Below are 16,393 nucleotides of genomic sequence, written 5' to 3'. Positions count from 1 at the left end.
AGGTACTGAACAGTTATGAATAAATGAAAAAGAGCAGAGATGTTTTGGAATATAAAACATCGGGAAGGGAGAAACACTTGATATACCACACCATAGCGCTGGCAGCAGGATTTATACTTGATCTGATATTCGGAGATCCGAGATGGCTGTACCACCCGGTCTGTCTGATCGGTAATCTGATCTCTTTCCTTGAAAAAAGAATTCGAAAGATCTTACCGAAAACAAGCTCCGGGGAACTGACCGGCGGACTGATCGAAGTTCTGCTTGTCTGTATTCTTTCCTTTGGAATTCCGGGAGTGATTCTTTATTCATTGTATCCGAAGGTTCCAGGGCTTGCGTTGCTTCTGGAAAGCTTTTGGTGTTACCAGCTTCTGGCAACCAGATCTTTAAAAGATGAAAGTATGAGGGTTTATGATCGCCTGAAATACGGAACGCTGGAAGAAGCACGTAAGGCGGTATCCATGATCGTAGGCCGTGATACAACGGCACTTACGGAAGAAGGAGTGACGAAAGCGGCGGTTGAGACCGTGGCGGAAAATGCTTCAGATGGTGTCATTGCACCGATGCTTTATATGGCAATCGGTGGTGCGCCTCTGATGTTTCTTTATAAAGGAATCAACACCATGGATTCCATGCTTGGATACAAAAACGACCGTTATCTTTATTTCGGACGATGTGCGGCAAAGCTTGACGACGCGGCGAATTATCTGCCATCCAGAATATCAGGCGGATTGATGGTTCTGGCTGCATATTTTAGCGGATTTGATGGCTGGAATGCCTGGAAAATTTTTCGGCGGGACAGTCGTAATCACACAAGTCCGAATTCTGCACAGACAGAATCTGTAATGGCGGGTGCTTTGGATGTCCAGCTTGCAGGTAATGCATATTATTTTGGAAAATTATATGAAAAACCAACGATTGGTGATCCGATCAGATTGATTGAATCGGAGGATATTCGTCGTGCAAACCGACTTTTGTATGCGACAGCAATTACCGGAGTCGTTCTGTTCCTGTTCATCAGAATCGTACTTATTTTGTGCTGGAGTTGAATACAGAGTCTGATTTGTAACTATTCAGAAGATAGTATCCCGCGAGGCGTTTTGGCATGTTTTTTGCCAAAATCCCGAGACATATAAGGCAAAATGCCATCACCGAAGGTGATTTGGAATGCATTTTGACTCGTAACTGTGAGGGTACTGAACAGTTACTCTGATTTTTATATTTTGATGCCGAAACAGGCAGGAGGAAACTGAAATGACGAAGCACGTACATGGAGGCAATATATATACTTACAAAAACTGCCTTGACTTTTCGGCGAACTGTAATCCGCTTGGAACTCCGGAAAGTGTGAAACAGGCAGTACGTGACAGTCTGGAACAGATAAAAGATTACCCGCAGGTCGGATATCAGCCGCTCAAAGAGGCAATTGCAGCATATGAGGAGGTAGAATCAGAGCATATCATCTGTGGAAATGGTGCGGCGGAAATAGTATTTTCTCTGTGCCATGCGCTGAAACCGAAGAAAGCGCTGCTGCCGGGACCGACATTTGCAGAGTATGAGCAGGCACTTGCGAGTGTGGACTGTAAAGTTGAACATGTTCTTTTAAAAGAGGAACATGGTTTTACGCTGCAGGAAGATTTTGTGAACTGGCTGCACAAAGATCTGGATATAGTTTTTCTGTGTAATCCCAATAATCCTACCGGAATTTCCATAGACCGGGATCTTTTGTTCCGAATTTTACGTATATGCAGGGAGATGGAGATTTTTCTTGTTGTAGATGAGTGTTTTCTGGATTTCATAAAAGAACCGGAGAAACATTCACTGAAAGCCCAGCTATCAAGGTATCACAATCTTTTTCTTCTGAAAGCATTTACAAAGCGTTATGCGATGGCGGGTGTCCGTCTTGGTTACGGAATCTCGGAAAATACAGAATTACTTGAAAAAATGACGATGGTCACACAGCCCTGGAATATTTCTGTGATGGCACAGGAAGCAGGAATTGCGGCACTGAAAGAAAAAGAGTATGTCGAAAACGGTCGGCAGATGGTATTTGAGGAAGCGAAGTACCTCAAGGAAAAATTACAGGAACTAGGAATGGAAGTTTTTCCGTCTGAGGCGAATTATATTTTCTTTAAAGGACCGGAGAATCTGTTTGAAAAATGTGTAGAGCACGGTATTCTGATCCGTGACTGCAGCAATTATTTCGGACTGAAAAGAGGATATTACCGGGTTGCTGTCCGCACACATGAAGAGAATGAAAAGCTTATACAGTCCATGCAGGAGGAATCATAAATGGCAAAAACGATCATGATACAGGGTACGATGTCCAATGCAGGAAAAAGTCTTCTTGCGGCAGGACTGTGCAGGATTTTTCATCAGGACGGGTATCGGGTAGCTCCGTTCAAATCCCAGAATATGGCATTGAATTCATTTATTACGAGCGAAGGTCTGGAGATGGGAAGGGCGCAGGTCATGCAGGCTGAGGCGGCAGGGATAGAACCATCAGTCCTTATGAACCCGATCCTTTTAAAACCAACCAATGATGTTGGCTCTCAGGTAATTGTCAACGGGGAAGTCCTCGGAACGATGAGTGCCCGGGATTATTTCAAATATAAGAAAAAACTGGTGCCGGATATTATGAAGGCATTCAACAAACTGGCAGAGGAAAATGACATTATCGTCATTGAAGGTGCGGGGAGTCCGGCTGAGATCAATCTGAAAAGCGAAGACATTGTCAACATGGGAATGGCAAAGATGGCAAAGTCTCCGGTTCTTCTTGCGGGAGATATCGATCGTGGCGGCGTTTTTGCGCAGCTGTACGGCACGGTGGAGCTTCTCGAAGAAGATGAGCGAAAGATGATCAAAGGTCTGATCATCAATAAATTCCGCGGAGACAAGACTATTCTGGATCCGGGAGTTGCCATGCTGGAAGAGAAATGTGGCATTCCGGTTGTTGGTGTTGCACCGTATATGAACATTCAGGTGGAAGATGAGGACAGCCTTACAGAACGTTTTGAGCGTCCGCAGGAAGTTGGACAGATCGATATGGCTGTTATCCGTATACCACGTATTTCAAACTTTACAGATTTTAATCCGCTGGAAAGTATTCCGGGAGTATCACTTCGGTATGTACAGCATCCATCAGATCTGATGCATCCGGATGTGATCTTTTTACCGGGAACCAAAAACACCATGGAGGATCTGAAGTGGCTTCGCGAAAGTGGCATGGAAACATTAATTTTGAAGGCGGCAGCATCAGGTACGCTTATCTTCGGAATCTGCGGGGGTTATCAGATGCTTGGTGAGACTTTAAGTGATCCGTATGGTGTCGAAGCTGGTGGAAGTATGCGTGGAATGGGACTTCTTCCGATGGATACGGTTTTTGCCGAGAAAAAAACACGCACACAGGTAAATGGAAGATTTTTGGAGATGGATCAGGAATTCGAGACACTTTCTAATGTGGAATTTACCGGTTATGAGATCCATATGGGAGAGAGCAGACGAAAAGACGGTGCGACTGCAAGTACCTTTACCTGCGACAGTGTGACAGGAACAGAAAAAACAGAGGGTACCTTCCGAAAGAATGTATGTGGTACCTACGTGCATGGTATTTTTGATAAAGAAGATGTGGCAATGGGGCTTGTGCGTGCAGTTGGAGAGAAAAAAGGCATCGATGTCTCTGATATGGCAGGAGTGGATTTTGCGGCTTTTAAAGAAACACAGTATGATATTCTTGCTTCGGAGCTTCGCAAACATCTGGATATGAAACGGATTTATGAAATCCTGGAAGAGGGAATCGAGACAGAAGGAGAGGCACAGGAATGAAAGTAGAACTTGAAAATGTAAAGCCGATGGAGATCGAAAAGAGAAGCTTTGAGATCATTACAGAGGAGCTTGGAGATACACAGCTGGTGCCGGGAACGGAGTTGATCGTTAAAAGATGTATCCATACAAGCGCAGACTTTGATTATGCAGAAAACCTCTGTTTTTCTGAAGGAGTCGTGCAGCGTGCGCTTGAGGCAATCAAAGCAGGAGCCTGTATAGTGACAGATACACAAATGGCAAAAGCAGGGATTAATAAACGTGCACTTGCCCGTTATGGCGGCGAAGTATACTGCTTTATGTCGGACGAGGATGTTGCAAAAATTGCAAAAGAGAACGGAACGACCCGTGCGACAGCAAGTATGGATAAGGCTGCTTCCCTGGACAAAAAACTGATTTTTGCGATTGGAAATGCACCGACAGCACTGGTGCGTCTCTATGAACTGATCGAGGACGGTAAACTGGCTCCGGAGCTGATCATCGGTGTACCGGTTGGTTTTGTCAATGTAGTGCAGTCAAAAGAGCTTATCATGGAATCCGGTGCTCCGTATATTGTTGCAAAAGGCCGTAAGGGCGGAAGTAATATCGCCGCCTGCATCTGTAATGCACTGCTTTATATGATTGATAATCGAAGAGATTAATTCAGAATGTTCTTCAGAAGCCGACATGACGGTACAAATTCATCTGTTGCAATCGAAGAGCAGGAAAGCAGAAGTGTAATCGCATCTGCATTTTCTTCGAGAATCAGGATGGATAGCCCGTTCATGCGGGCTTCTTTTTTTAGTTCAAGTCCGGTACGGGTATACGGAACAGTCAGTGCAAGGCTGGTTCCGGCAGCACCGGTCTGAATTGTACAGTTTTCACCAAACATATTTTGAACTACAGTTTTAAGTTCTTTCAGTTTTTGAGCGTATAACTTTTTTAATTTTTTTGTCTGTGACGTCAGATGTCCGTCACGTATAAACTGACAGAGCGCAATCTGTTCAACTTTAGAAGCTGTCTGACTGTATCTTTCTGCGACAGCAGCGTATTTTTCGGACAGAGAAGGCGGCAGGACCATAAAACTTAAGCGAATAGACGGAAGCAGCAGACGGGAAAAAGAGCCTATATAAACTACTCCGTGTCCGCCTGCAAGATTAAAGAGTGAAGGTGTCGGCCGCTGAAAATAGACAAATTCATTTTCATAATCGTCTTCAATGATCAGACTGCCTTTTTCGGCAGCATGATGCACCAGTTCCATACGACGGCTGACCGGCATGATTTCCCCCCATTTGGTCATATGTGCAGGAGAAACATAAATGACGTCACAGTTTTTATTGCGGTAACGTACATCAAAATCATAATCTGCAAAGATCGTACTTCCCTGTACGAAAGAAGCGTTCGGAAAAGAAACGGTCTTTTTGTGACGGATAAGAGGGCAGAGAATATTAAGAAGGCTCTGAACTCCGGCTCCGATAACTATATCGTCGGCAGAACAGTTTACATTTCTACGCTGACGGATATAGTCGGCAAGTACCTGGCGCAGATCGGCTTCTCCCTGTGGCTCCCCATAGGAAAGGAGACGTTCACTCTGGCGAAGGGCGCTTTTAAGATAGCGCTGCCACAGATCAAAGCGAAAACTTTCATGGTCTACCCCATTGGAGGCAAAATCATATTTTACCGGTGGAAAACTGGGATGACGAGATACGGGTGATACCGGATCCTGTGAGGCAATGTCGGTCACATAGTATCCACTCTGCGCGCGTGCAATAATGTAGCCGTCGGCAGCAAGCTGCAGATAGGCATTCTCGATCGTGGTACGGCTGAGTTTTAATTCAGCAGCACATTGGCGGAGAGAAGGCATACGGCTTCCGGCCGGAAGACGGTTTTCCATGATAAGATTTTTATAATGATCATATACCTGCAGATACAGGCTTTCTTTATTTGAATGAAATGCTAAGCTCATAAACTGTCCCCTGAAAAATGAGTAAAAGTGGTTATTTTTCTAAATACACTTAGGTGCTATTCTAAACCAGAATGTGACAAAATGCAAGATAAGGAGAATTGAGATTGAAAAAAATTGCGGTGTTAAATGATCTTTCAGGACTGGGAAAATGTTCTCTTACAGCGGCAATTCCGGTGATCTCTGTGATGGGAATCCAGGCATGTCCGCTGCCGACTGCAGTGCTGAGCTGCCAGACAGGTTTTCCGTCCTATTTTTGTGATGATTATACAGACCGTATGGATAAGATTATGGATGAATGGAAGAAACTTGACTTTCAGCCAGACGGAATCTATACGGGGTTTCTTGCGGATGCGGCACAGGCGGATAAGGTTTTGTCGTTTATAGCACTGTTCGGGGGAGAGAATGTGAAGATTCTGGTGGATCCTGTAATGGGAGACGACGGAGAGGAATACCCGATTTATACAGAGGAGCTTTGTGAGAAGATGCGTTTTCTGGCGAAAAAAGCAGCTGTGATTACGCCAAATCTGACGGAGGCGCTGTTGTTGCTTTATGGCAGGGAGCGTGCACATGAAGTATGGACAGAACTTTGTGATTTTGAAGAAAATGATCTGGTGAGATTTGTAGAGGAGACGGGATATAAGCTTGCGAGAGCGTATGAGACGGAAGTAGTCATTACCGGGATTGATCTGCCGATAAAAGATGGCGTGCAGGAGATGGGAAATCTGATCTGCAGCCGGGATTCTGTCCAGTGGATAAAAGCACAGAAGCATGGCGGAAGTTATTCCGGAACGGGAGATCTGTTTGCGTCGGTGTTAAGTGCCGGGATGGTGAAAGGAACGGATACGGTGGAGTCTGTCCGAAAAGCAGTAAATTTTCTTGCAAAAGGGATACGCGATGCGGTTGAAGAAGAGACAGACCGCAATGAAGGAATTTGTTTTGAGAAGTATTTGTATGAGTTAGCCCGCTGATTTTAGGCGTTGTTGAAATTACGGAAAGCTTCGTAAGATCTGTTCGATCACAGGCTTCGGAGTCCGGAAGTGAACTCACAGATCGTACGAAGCTTTCCTGTTTTTTCAACAGACAACAAATCAGCCGCAAATTCAAACTAGCGAGGGTGTTCCGCTCGGAGCGAGTCTACTGCGCCTGCGGCTACCGGAATCCTTGTAAGGTATAATGGACAGAAAAGGCTGCATGTGCCTTTCCTGGCTGACTTTTATTATGACAGCAGCTAAGTTCAGCAGTAGATTCAGAAAAAGAACAGGTTCTACGCCGTCAGCGAGGCTTTCGTAGCGAAGAACATGCCAGCTGCGGCCATCAAGCCCACTGTTTGAGTCGCAGGCGAGTTTGGGCGACTGGCAGCAAACAGGCGCATGTTCTGAGTAGAAAACGCAGCTTTGGCACAGAACCTGTCCTTTCTTCTGAATGACTGCGTGAGCAGTCTACTGTCAAAAACTCTGAAGCCTGTGGCAGAACAGATACATGTAGCCTTTTCGTAAATAATACCCTTACAGATTCTTCTTTTTATATATAAACCACGATGCAATCGCAGTAAACACCACGAGATATGCCCCCAGTACGGCGATTCCCGTCATCTGAAGGCCTTCCCCTGCGGAAATACTTCGGATCATATGGCTGGTCTGTGAAAGCGGAAGCGCAGACACAAACTTTCCGAGAATCCCAGGCAGCTTTTCCGTAGAAAAAAATGTATTACAGAGATATGCCATCGGCATAATGATATAATTCGAAAAACGCGGCACATCTGCATGGTTCTTTGCAAGGAAAGAAACCACAACACCGATTGCAGAAAAGACAGCACCATTCAAAAACATGATCAGAAAAGACCATCCATTAAAGATCAGACCTGTATCAATCGGCAGTGTCAGAATCAGGATCACTCCACCGGCATAAAAACCACGGAGACTTCCACCGATGATCTGTCCTGCGATAAACTGCCACAGAGGTGTCGGTGAGATCATAACCTGGTCAAATGCCTTTTCATAAAGACGCTGTACATTCAGATTCTGCGCGATTGCATTAAAACTTCCGTTCATAGTTGTCAGTGAGACGACACCCGGAATCAGAAAGTTAAGATATGGTTCTCCGTGCGATATCGTCTGGATACCCATTCCGAATACAACAAGATACATCAGAGGTGCAATCATCGCGGCCAGAGTGATTTTATAAAAATCTCTTCGAAATTCCACCCATTTTTCCCATAAAATTGTAATAATTCCCATACTCAGTCCCCCCTATGATGGCATCAGATGTCTGCCGGCACGTTCGACAAAAACATCCTCCAGCGTTGTTTCACGTAAGGAAGCCTGACCGGAAAGACCGGAGAGATAGGCAATCGCTTCTTCACGGGTGTGGAAATAGTGACTTTTTGTTTCATCACCTGAAAATTCATCTACAGTATAATTACCAAGACTGTTTATCAGGGCAGATGGTGTGCTGACTTCCTCCAGTTTGCCATGATCCATCAGTGCTACACGGCTGCAGAGATTCTGTGCTTCCTCCATATAATGTGTTGTGAGCAGGATAGTCAGATTTTTGCCGTTCAGTTTGCGGAGAAGATTCCACATCTGACGACGGGACAATGCATCCATACCGGCAGTCGGTTCATCAAGAAGCAGAATTTCCGGATCTGTCAGAAGTGCACGACAAACCATCAGCTTACGTTTCATACCGCCGGAAAGTTTACGTACTGTACGTTTGCGGAATTTGATCAGATCACAGAATTCCAGCAGCTCTTCCGTGCGTCGTTTGATCTCCTTACGAGGCATAAAATAAAGCCGACCCTGGTATTCCATGATCTCGTCCATATTCATATCCTGACGCATGGAATATTCCTGCGTGATCACACTGATCTTGCGCTTGAGATCCGGACGGTTTCGGGTAAGTTTCTGACCATCGATCAGAATCTCGCCCTTTGTAGGAAGCAGGAGGGTTGAGAGAAGACTGATCGTTGTTGTCTTACCGGCACCGTTGGGACCGAGAAGACCGAAAAACTCTCCGGTCTCAATTTTCAGATCCAGAGAATCTACGGCCGTGAAATTGTCAAAAGTTTTTGTCAGATTTCTGGTTTCGATCATTTGTGCTCCTTTGCAATGATCAGAGAATAGTATCCAGCATCATCCGGGATTTCTTCTACGCTGTGGTAAATATGCTCATCCGGCATACCACAGTTTTCAACCATCAGAACATCCTTACCGCTTCGTGACAGGATTTCCTTTACCTGATTCATTTTTTTGCCGGATTTCATCAGAATATAATTTCCGGATTCTGTCAGTTCATTGTCCAGACGGTGAACGGCTGGAATGATATGAAGCTGTTCATTCCACTCGGACAGAGAAATATTCAGGCGAGCTGCGGCTGCACAAAAAGAAGTGATTCCGCTGACAAGTTCTGTATGATATCCGTCTGCTTCCACACGATGCTGCAGATAGGAAAATGTAGAATAAACACATGGATCCCCGAGAGTCAGGAAAACAATATTTTTTCCCTGATCCAGATAAGATTCAAGAGTCTTGGCTCCTTTTGCATGATTGAGTTCCAGTTCTTCGGCATCATGGGTCATCGGCATGTAGATTGGAAGAAGTTCCTTATCTGCAAGCTCCGGTACTGCCTGAACAGCAATTTTATAAGCAACGGTTTCTCTGACATCAGCACCCGGTACTGCAATGACCTCGTTTTCACGGATCATACGTACTGCTTTCAGTGTCATTAATTCCGGATCTCCAGGTCCGACGCCAACTCCAAATAAAGTTCCTTTCATTATACAAATCCTCCTGATAATTTTAAGATTAATTTAAATCACATTCTTTTTATTATACTAGAAGTGTATAGTGTTTGCAATGTAAGATTTGCTGTGTTATATTAGGTGAGAAAATGAGAAAATGGAGTAATAAATTATGAAGAAAAAAATTACCTGGCTGCTTGCGGCGGCATTTACAGGGATTGTAGCTTTTTCCGGTGTATGTCAGGCGGATGTAATGTCAGTCGATAAAGAGGACGGGGAATATTCCATACAGGTAGATCTTGAAGGTGGAAGTGGTAAGGCAAGTGTAACTTCCCCGACGATCCTTACGGTAGAAGACGGGAAGGCATATGCCCAGATTCAGTGGAGCAGTTCCAATTATGATTACATGATCGTGGATGGAGAGAAATATCTTCCGACAAATGAAGAAGGAATGAATTCCGTCTTTGAGATTCCGGTGCTTTCCATGGATGAGGCAATGCCTGTAATCGCAGATACCACTGCAATGGGAGCACCACATGAGATCGACTATAATCTGACTTTTTATTCAGATTCTATCGGATCTAAGAGTCAGCTTCCGCAGGAGGCGGCCAAACGTGTCGTAGCAGTGGCAATGGTGATCATTGTCGGAGGCGGAATCCTTAATTATTTCGTAAACAAAAGAAATCGCTGCTAAAAGTTACAGGAGTAAAAAATGATTATAACAGTAACAATGAATCCGGCAATCGACAAGACGGTGGAGGTTGACAAATTTCAGCCATACGCTCTGAATCGTATCCGGCGGATCGAGTATGATGCCGGCGGCAAGGGAATTAATGTTTCCAAAACGATCCATGCGCTTGGAGGGGAAAGTCTTGCTATGGGGTTCCTTGGAGGAAATACCGGCAAGACAATCGAAAATGTATTAAATGCCCGGAATATCCGTCATGATTTTATCTATGTGGATGGAGATACGAGAACCAACACAAAAATTTTTGACTGTGTCGGAGGTGTGACTGAACTCAATGAACCGGGACCGGCAATTACGGAAAATCAGACAGAAGCACTGATTCAGAAAATCTGTACGTATACAGACAATGAGACACTGGTCGTTCTTGCGGGAAGTGTTCCAGGCGGAGTCAGAAAAACTATCTATGCAGAGATTACAGAATGTGTCCATAAAAAGGGCGGCAAAGTTCTTTTGGATGCAGATGGAGAATTGTTTCGGCTGGCATTAAAGGCAGTTCCGGATATAATAAAACCAAATCGATCGGAACTTGAAGAATACACTGGCACAGATCACGTTCTGACTGTTTACGAAATTATTGAAACCGCAGAAAACTTCCACGAAAAAGGAATACAGACAGTGGCAGTTTCTATGGGAAAAGACGGAGCTGTTTTTGCAGGAGAAAACTATAAGATAAACTGTCCTGCTTTGCCAGTGAAAGCACATTCCACAGTTGGTGCCGGAGATGCAATGGTGGCTGCACTGGCATATGCCCATGACAGAAAGCTTTCTGAAAAAGAAATGGTAAGACTTTGCATGGCTGTGTCAGCAGGTGCTGTAATAACTGTCGGTACGAAACCACCGGACAGCGCGCTGATAGAACAACTGATGCCGGAAGTCAGGATGCAGATGTTATGACAGAAAGAGATTTAAAACAAATGGAGAAATAATGAAAACATCTTATAAAAGAACGATGTATGCCTGTTTTGTAGGATATATTGTGCAGGCAATCGTCAATAACTTTGTACCATTATTATTTGTAACGTTTCAGAAGACATACCAGATTCCGCTGTCAAAGATTACACTTCTGATCACGATCAACTTTATAATCCAGCTTCTGATCGATCTTTTGTCTGCAGGATTTGTAGACCGAATCGGATACAAAGCATCGGTGACGATCGCGCATATTTGTTCAGCAGTCGGCCTTTTGGCATTGACATTGCTTCCGGAGCTTACAGCAGATCCTTTTGCCGGAATCCTGATTGCTGTTGCCATTTATGCAGTAGGTGGAGGCTTGCTTGAAGTATTGATCAGTCCGATCATAGAGGCATGTCCGACAGATAATAAAGAAAAAGCAATGAGCCTTCTGCATTCGTTTTATTGTTGGGGACATGTCGGAGTAGTACTGATTTCAACTATTTTTTTCAGTACGATGGGAATTGAAAACTGGAAGATCCTTGCACGTATCTGGGCAGTTATTCCGGTGCTGAATGGAATCGTCTTTCTGTTTTCACCAATCTATTCGCTGCATGAAGAGGGTGAGAAAGGGCTTACGATCCGTGAACTTTTTGGTAAAAAGATTTTCTGGGTGGTAATGCTGATGATGACCTGTGCAGGAGCCAGTGAACAGGCTGTCAGCCAGTGGGCATCTACTTTTGCGGAAGAGGGCCTGAAAGTAAGTAAAACTGTGGGAGATCTCGCAGGTCCGATGTCATTTGCTTTTTTGATGGGGCTGGCAAGGCTTCTTTATGGTAAATACGGTGAAAAAATCGATTTGAAGAGATTCATGACATACAGTAGTATACTTTGTGTGATTTCCTATCTTTGTATTTCTTTTGTACCGAATCCTCTGCTCAGTCTGTTGGGCTGTGCAATCTGTGGATTTTCTGTAGGAATTATGTGGCCGGGTACATTCAGTATTGCATCGGCATCGATACGGGGCGGCGGTACAGCAATGTTTGCACTGCTTGCGCTGGCGGGGGATCTTGGATGCTCCGGAGGTCCGACACTGGCAGGATTTGTTTCAAGTAATCTTGGAAATAATCTGCGAATGGGAATTTTTGCTGCAATCGTATTTCCGATTCTGCTTCTGGCGGGAATACAGATCTGCAAAAAGAGTCGGCAGGATACCTGAAATTGAATCAAATTAGAAAAAGACAGAAAAAGGTCTGGATCATCTGATATATTCGGAATCCGGACCTTTTTGTGTACTGATAATTAATAAAGTGCAGAGATTGCTTCTTTTACATGTTCTACAAAGAGCGCACGTATGCCTGGGTACTCACCGAGGCCTTTCAGGACGGGACATACTTCAAAGCCGGCAGAGCTAAACTGACTGACCCATGAATCCGGAGCATCTCCTGCCATGTCATTATGTGCGTGATCTCCTGCAACGATCATAAAAGGTGTCAGATAAATACCGGTTGGATGGAAGGCAGTTACTTCCTTCACAAGATTATGAATAGTCGGATCGGCCTCGACTGTTCCGATAAAGACATTGGAATGTCCAAGTGATTTGAAATGCCGGTCAAGTTCTGCATAAGCAGTATTTATCTGATGAGTGGTGCCATGTCCCATAAGGACAAGAGCGTCCGTTTCTTTTAAGTTTTTAAATTCAGAAGTTACAGCTGCAATCGCACGTGTTTCGTCCTCTGAAGTGGCAAGAAGTGGAGCACCGAAAACAATCTGATCAAAAGAATCTTTATAAGAAAGAACTGCCTCTTTCATAACGTTGTTTTCAATGCCATCCAGAATATGTGTGGGTTGAACGATGAGTGACCGAATGCCATCATGAATCATCTGTTCCATTGCTTCACACACAGTAGGAATGGAAATACTGTCTCTTTTTTTCAGAATAGAGATGATAAATTTACTGGTCCATGCATGATAGATTCTGTGATCAGGAAATGCATCTGCAATATCCTGTTCGATTATTTCTATCGTTGCTTTTCGTGAAGCTTCATAACTGGTGCCGAAGCTGACAACCAGAATTGCTTTTGGGGATTGATGTTCCATAATAAATGTATTCTCCTAAAATAAATTTTCGCGTAATCAGGATTATACTATAGCATCGAAAAAAGTTCAATTTTTTTCCAAAACCTATTGACAATTTATTAAAAATAGAATAACATACTAAACATATCAAAGAGGTATGTTAATAAAACAAGATGAAAATACAGGGAAAGGTGGTAACTATTATGGCAAACATTTATAAAGGAACCCTTGGACTGATCGGCAACACTCCACTGGTAGAAGTAACAAATATAGAGAAAGAGCTTGGACTGGAAGCAACAGTACTTGTAAAGCTTGAGTACTTCAATCCGGCAGGAAGCGTTAAGGACAGAATTGCAAAAGCTATGATCGAAGATGCAGAAGCAAAAGGACTTCTGAAAGAAGGTTCCGTAATCATCGAGCCTACTTCCGGAAATACAGGTATCGGACTCGCATCCATCGCAGCAGCGAAAGGATACAGAATCATTCTTACAATGCCTGAGACAATGAGTATCGAACGTAGAAATATCCTGAAAGCATACGGAGCAGAGCTGGTTCTTACAGAAGGTGCCAAGGGAATGAAAGGTGCTATCGCAAAAGCAGATGAACTTGCAAAAGAGATTCCGAACAGTTTTATTCCTGGACAGTTTGTAAACCCTGCAAACCCGGCAGCACATAAAGCTACCACAGGTCCTGAGATCTGGAATGATACAGACGGTAAGGTAGATATCTTTATTGCAGGTGTTGGTACAGGCGGAACACTTACCGGAACAGGTGAATACCTGAAAGAGAAAAATCCGAATGTCAAGATCGTAGCAGTGGAGCCGGCAACTTCTCCGGTACTTTCCGAAGGAAAAGGCGGACCACATAAGATTCAGGGCATCGGTGCAGGATTTGTTCCGGAAGTGCTGAATACACAGGTTTATGATGAGATTATGCCGATCGATAACGAAGTATGCTTTACAACAGCGAAACTTCTTGCAAAGAAAGAAGGTGTCCTGGTTGGTATTTCCTCAGGTGCGACTCTCTATGCAGCAATCGAGCAGGCAAAACGTCCGGAAAACAAAGGTAAAACAATCGTAGCTCTTCTTCCGGATACAGGTGACAGATATTATTCAACAGCATTGTTTACAGAGTAATCTTGCTGCGCAGCATTTCATAATGTATATATAGCGGACATAAATAATAATAAAAAACGTAACTATTCAGAAGGTAGTATCCCGCGAGGCGTTTTGGCATATTTTTTGCCAAAATCCCGAGACATATAAGGCAAAATGCCATCACCGAAGGTGATTTGGAATGCATTTTGACTCGTAACTGTGAAGGTACTGAACAGTTACTAAAAAACAGAAAAGAGGATTAGATCCATGGGTGAAAAAATTACAAGAGAAAATAGAAAATTTAAATTCGAAACACTTCAGCTTCATGTAGGACAGGAACAGCCGGATCCGGTTACTGATGCAAGAGCTGTTCCAATCTATCAGACATCTTCATATGTATTCCGTAACTGCGACCATGCAGCAGCACGTTTCGGACTTGCAGATGCAGGTAACATCTACGGACGTCTGACAAACCCGACAGAAGATGTATTCGAAAAGAGAATCGCAGCTCTTGAAGGTGGCAGCGCAGCACTTGCAGTAGCTTCCGGTGCAGCAGCAATCACTTACACAATCGAAAACCTTGCACAGAACGGGGATCATATTGTAGCAGCAAAGAATATCTACGGTGGAACAACAAACCTTCTGGAGCATACACTTCCGGCATACGGAATCACAACAACATTTGTTGATATCTTCAATCTTGAAGAAGTAGAAAATGCAATTCAGGACAACACAAAAGCACTTTATATCGAGACTCTTGGAAACCCGAACTCTGATGTAGTTGATGTTGAAGCATGCGCAGAAATCGCACACAGACATCAGATTCCGCTTGTTGTAGATAATACATTTGCAACACCTTACCTTGTAAGACCGATTGAGTACGGTGCAGATATCGTTGTTCATTCAGCAACCAAGTTTATCGGTGGACACGGAACAACTATCGGTGGTGTAATCATAGAAGGCGGTAAATTCGACTGGGAAGCTTCCGGTAAATTCCCGTCCCTGACAGAGCCAAACCCGAGCTACCATGGAATCAGCTTCACAAAAGCATGCGGACCGGCAGCGTTTGTTACAAAGATTCGTGCAATCCTTCTTCGTGACACAGGTGCAACGATCTCTCCTGTAAGCTCCTTTATCTTCCTCCAGGGACTGGAAACACTGTCTCTTCGTGTAGAGCGTCATGTAGAGAACGCACTGAAAGTTGTTCAGTACCTCAACAATCATCCGCAGGTTGAAAAAGTACATCATCCGTCTGTAACAGATGATGAGAGCCAGAAAGCACTGTATGCAAAATACTTCCCGAATGGCGGTGGATCTATCTTCACATTCGAAATTAAGGGAGATGCACAGACAGCCAAAGATTTCATCGACAATCTGGAACTGTTTTCACTGCTTGCAAACGTAGCGGATGTTAAATCACTGGTTATCCATCCGGCAACCACCACCCACAGCCAGTGCACAGAGGAAGAACTTCTGGATCAGGGTATCAAACCGAACACTATCCGTCTCTCTATCGGAACGGAAAATATCGATGATATCATTCAGGATCTGGATGAAGCTTTCAAGGCAATTCAGTAATTGAAATTCTGTAAAAAAACCAGATATGGTCTCACTGCGTTGGTGGATCTGGCAGCACAGCCGTCCACCACACCGGTAGCCCTGAAAACCATTGCTGAGAGAAATGACATTTCTTTACAGTTTCTGGAACACATATTTGCCTCGTTTCGAAGGACGGGTATCGTAAAAAGTGTCAAAGGCTCGCAGGGAGGATACAATCTGGCAAAAGATGCTGACGAGATCACTGTTGCATCCGTGGTAGAAGCCCTGGAGGGAAGCTATCATCTCGAAGATGAGGATGTTCTGGCGGAAAACAGTTACAAAGGAATCTCCGATACGATTCAGAAACTGGTGGTGGATTCCGTCAATCAGGAGCTTGATCAGATTCTGTCAAATCTTACTTTGGCACAGATGACCGGATATTATGCCGATCATTATGAAAAACAGGAAATGTACTATATCTGAATATGACCGGAGGTTTCAGGCGGCTTTGTCGCTTTGGCTTCCGGTTATTC

At 44.1% G+C, this 16,393-nt stretch carries 16 protein-coding genes; 11 read left to right on the top strand and 5 right to left on the bottom strand.

Annotation, left to right across the window (positions count from 1 at the left end; all coding sequences use genetic code 11):
• The first annotated feature begins 23 nt into the window (after window positions 1-23).
• The 4 genes from cbiB to BQ7344_RS02585 all read left to right on the top strand — a co-directional run bounded on the left by cbiB (window position 24) and on the right by BQ7344_RS02585 (window position 4,463).
• Window positions 24-1,049, top strand: a complete 1,026-nt coding sequence (gene cbiB, locus BQ7344_RS02600; RefSeq protein ID WP_143143531.1) for an adenosylcobinamide-phosphate synthase CbiB — start codon at window positions 24-26, stop codon at window positions 1,047-1,049.
• A 205-nt stretch (window positions 1,050-1,254) separates the two neighbouring features.
• Entirely contained in the window at window positions 1,255-2,292 is a 1,038-nt protein-coding gene (gene cobD / locus BQ7344_RS02595; protein WP_072521310.1) for a threonine-phosphate decarboxylase CobD, read from the top strand.
• A complete protein-coding gene (locus BQ7344_RS02590) occupies window positions 2,293-3,825 on the top strand; it encodes a cobyric acid synthase (protein ID WP_072521309.1) in 1,533 nt (510 codons plus the stop codon). It begins immediately after the preceding gene.
• A complete protein-coding gene (locus BQ7344_RS02585; RefSeq protein WP_072521308.1) occupies window positions 3,822-4,463 on the top strand; it encodes a precorrin-8X methylmutase in 642 nt (213 codons plus the stop codon). The genes BQ7344_RS02590 and BQ7344_RS02585 overlap by 4 nt, the downstream gene beginning before the upstream one ends.
• On the opposite strand, the gene pdxR is transcribed toward BQ7344_RS02585, so the two are convergent.
• A complete protein-coding gene (gene pdxR, locus BQ7344_RS02580) occupies window positions 4,460-5,767 on the bottom strand; it encodes a MocR-like pyridoxine biosynthesis transcription factor PdxR (protein ID WP_072521307.1) in 1,308 nt (435 codons plus the stop codon). The genes BQ7344_RS02585 and pdxR overlap by 4 nt on opposite strands.
• 104 nt (window positions 5,768-5,871) lie before the next feature.
• Here pdxR and BQ7344_RS02575 point away from each other — a divergent pair, with 104 nt between their 5' ends.
• The gene (locus BQ7344_RS02575) at window positions 5,872-6,735 is read left to right on the top strand and encodes a pyridoxamine kinase (RefSeq protein ID WP_072521306.1); all 864 of its coding nucleotides are present in this window, start codon (window positions 5,872-5,874) and stop codon (window positions 6,733-6,735) included.
• Between the two features lie 537 nt (window positions 6,736-7,272).
• Here BQ7344_RS02575 and BQ7344_RS02570 read toward each other — a convergent pair.
• The 3 genes from BQ7344_RS02570 to cobI are packed head-to-tail and all read right to left on the bottom strand — an operon-like array spanning window position 7,273 to window position 9,542.
• Window positions 7,273-8,004: an ABC transporter permease gene (locus BQ7344_RS02570; protein ID WP_072521305.1), complete on the bottom strand. Its 732-nt coding sequence runs from the start codon at window positions 8,002-8,004 to the stop codon at window positions 7,273-7,275.
• 12 nt (window positions 8,005-8,016) lie between these two features.
• Complete coding sequence (locus tag BQ7344_RS02565; RefSeq protein WP_072521304.1) at window positions 8,017-8,859, bottom strand: ABC transporter ATP-binding protein; 843 nt, start codon at window positions 8,857-8,859, stop codon at window positions 8,017-8,019.
• Window positions 8,856-9,542: a precorrin-2 C(20)-methyltransferase gene (gene cobI, locus BQ7344_RS02560; protein WP_072521303.1), complete on the bottom strand. Its 687-nt coding sequence runs from the start codon at window positions 9,540-9,542 to the stop codon at window positions 8,856-8,858. The genes BQ7344_RS02565 and cobI overlap by 4 nt, the downstream gene beginning before the upstream one ends.
• 136 nt (window positions 9,543-9,678) lie before the next feature.
• Between cobI and BQ7344_RS02555 the strand changes: the two genes are divergently transcribed.
• Genes BQ7344_RS02555 through BQ7344_RS02545 form a run of 3 tightly spaced genes read left to right on the top strand, consistent with a single transcriptional unit; the run spans window position 9,679 to window position 12,364 of the window.
• On the top strand, window positions 9,679-10,200 hold the full coding sequence (locus tag BQ7344_RS02555; protein WP_072521302.1) for a hypothetical protein: 522 nt from the start codon (window positions 9,679-9,681) through the stop codon (window positions 10,198-10,200).
• An 18-nt stretch (window positions 10,201-10,218) separates the two neighbouring features.
• Window positions 10,219-11,148 carry a 1-phosphofructokinase gene (gene pfkB, locus BQ7344_RS02550; RefSeq protein ID WP_072521301.1) on the top strand — a complete coding sequence of 310 codons (930 nt, stop codon included), beginning with the start codon at window positions 10,219-10,221 and terminating at the stop codon, window positions 11,146-11,148.
• 31 nt (window positions 11,149-11,179) lie between these two features.
• The gene (locus BQ7344_RS02545) at window positions 11,180-12,364 is read left to right on the top strand and encodes an MFS transporter (RefSeq protein WP_072521300.1); all 1,185 of its coding nucleotides are present in this window, start codon (window positions 11,180-11,182) and stop codon (window positions 12,362-12,364) included.
• Window positions 12,365-12,447: 83 nt separating this feature from the next.
• Here BQ7344_RS02545 and BQ7344_RS02540 read toward each other — a convergent pair whose 3' ends face one another.
• Complete coding sequence (locus BQ7344_RS02540; protein ID WP_072521299.1) at window positions 12,448-13,245, bottom strand: sirohydrochlorin cobaltochelatase; 798 nt, start codon at window positions 13,243-13,245, stop codon at window positions 12,448-12,450.
• Between the two features lie 182 nt (window positions 13,246-13,427).
• Between BQ7344_RS02540 and cysK the strand changes: the two genes are divergently transcribed.
• The 3 genes from cysK (at window position 13,428) to BQ7344_RS02525 (ending at window position 16,343) form a co-directional block, all read left to right on the top strand.
• Entirely contained in the window at window positions 13,428-14,360 is a 933-nt protein-coding gene (cysK, locus tag BQ7344_RS02535) for a cysteine synthase A (protein ID WP_072523327.1), read from the top strand.
• A 228-nt stretch (window positions 14,361-14,588) separates the two neighbouring features.
• Window positions 14,589-15,899 (top strand): O-acetylhomoserine aminocarboxypropyltransferase/cysteine synthase family protein, encoded by a 1,311-nt coding sequence (locus BQ7344_RS02530; RefSeq protein WP_072521298.1) that lies wholly within the window; start codon window positions 14,589-14,591, stop codon window positions 15,897-15,899.
• The gene (locus BQ7344_RS02525; RefSeq protein ID WP_072521297.1) at window positions 15,900-16,343 is read left to right on the top strand and encodes an RrF2 family transcriptional regulator; all 444 of its coding nucleotides are present in this window, start codon (window positions 15,900-15,902) and stop codon (window positions 16,341-16,343) included.
• Window positions 16,344-16,393: the final 50 nt, after the last annotated feature.

The organism is Blautia sp. Marseille-P3087 (assembly GCF_900120195.1).
In the GTDB taxonomy this organism is placed as follows: Bacteria; Bacillota; Clostridia; order Lachnospirales; family Lachnospiraceae; genus Blautia_A.
This window is presented reverse-complemented; position numbering and strand designations above follow the sequence as displayed.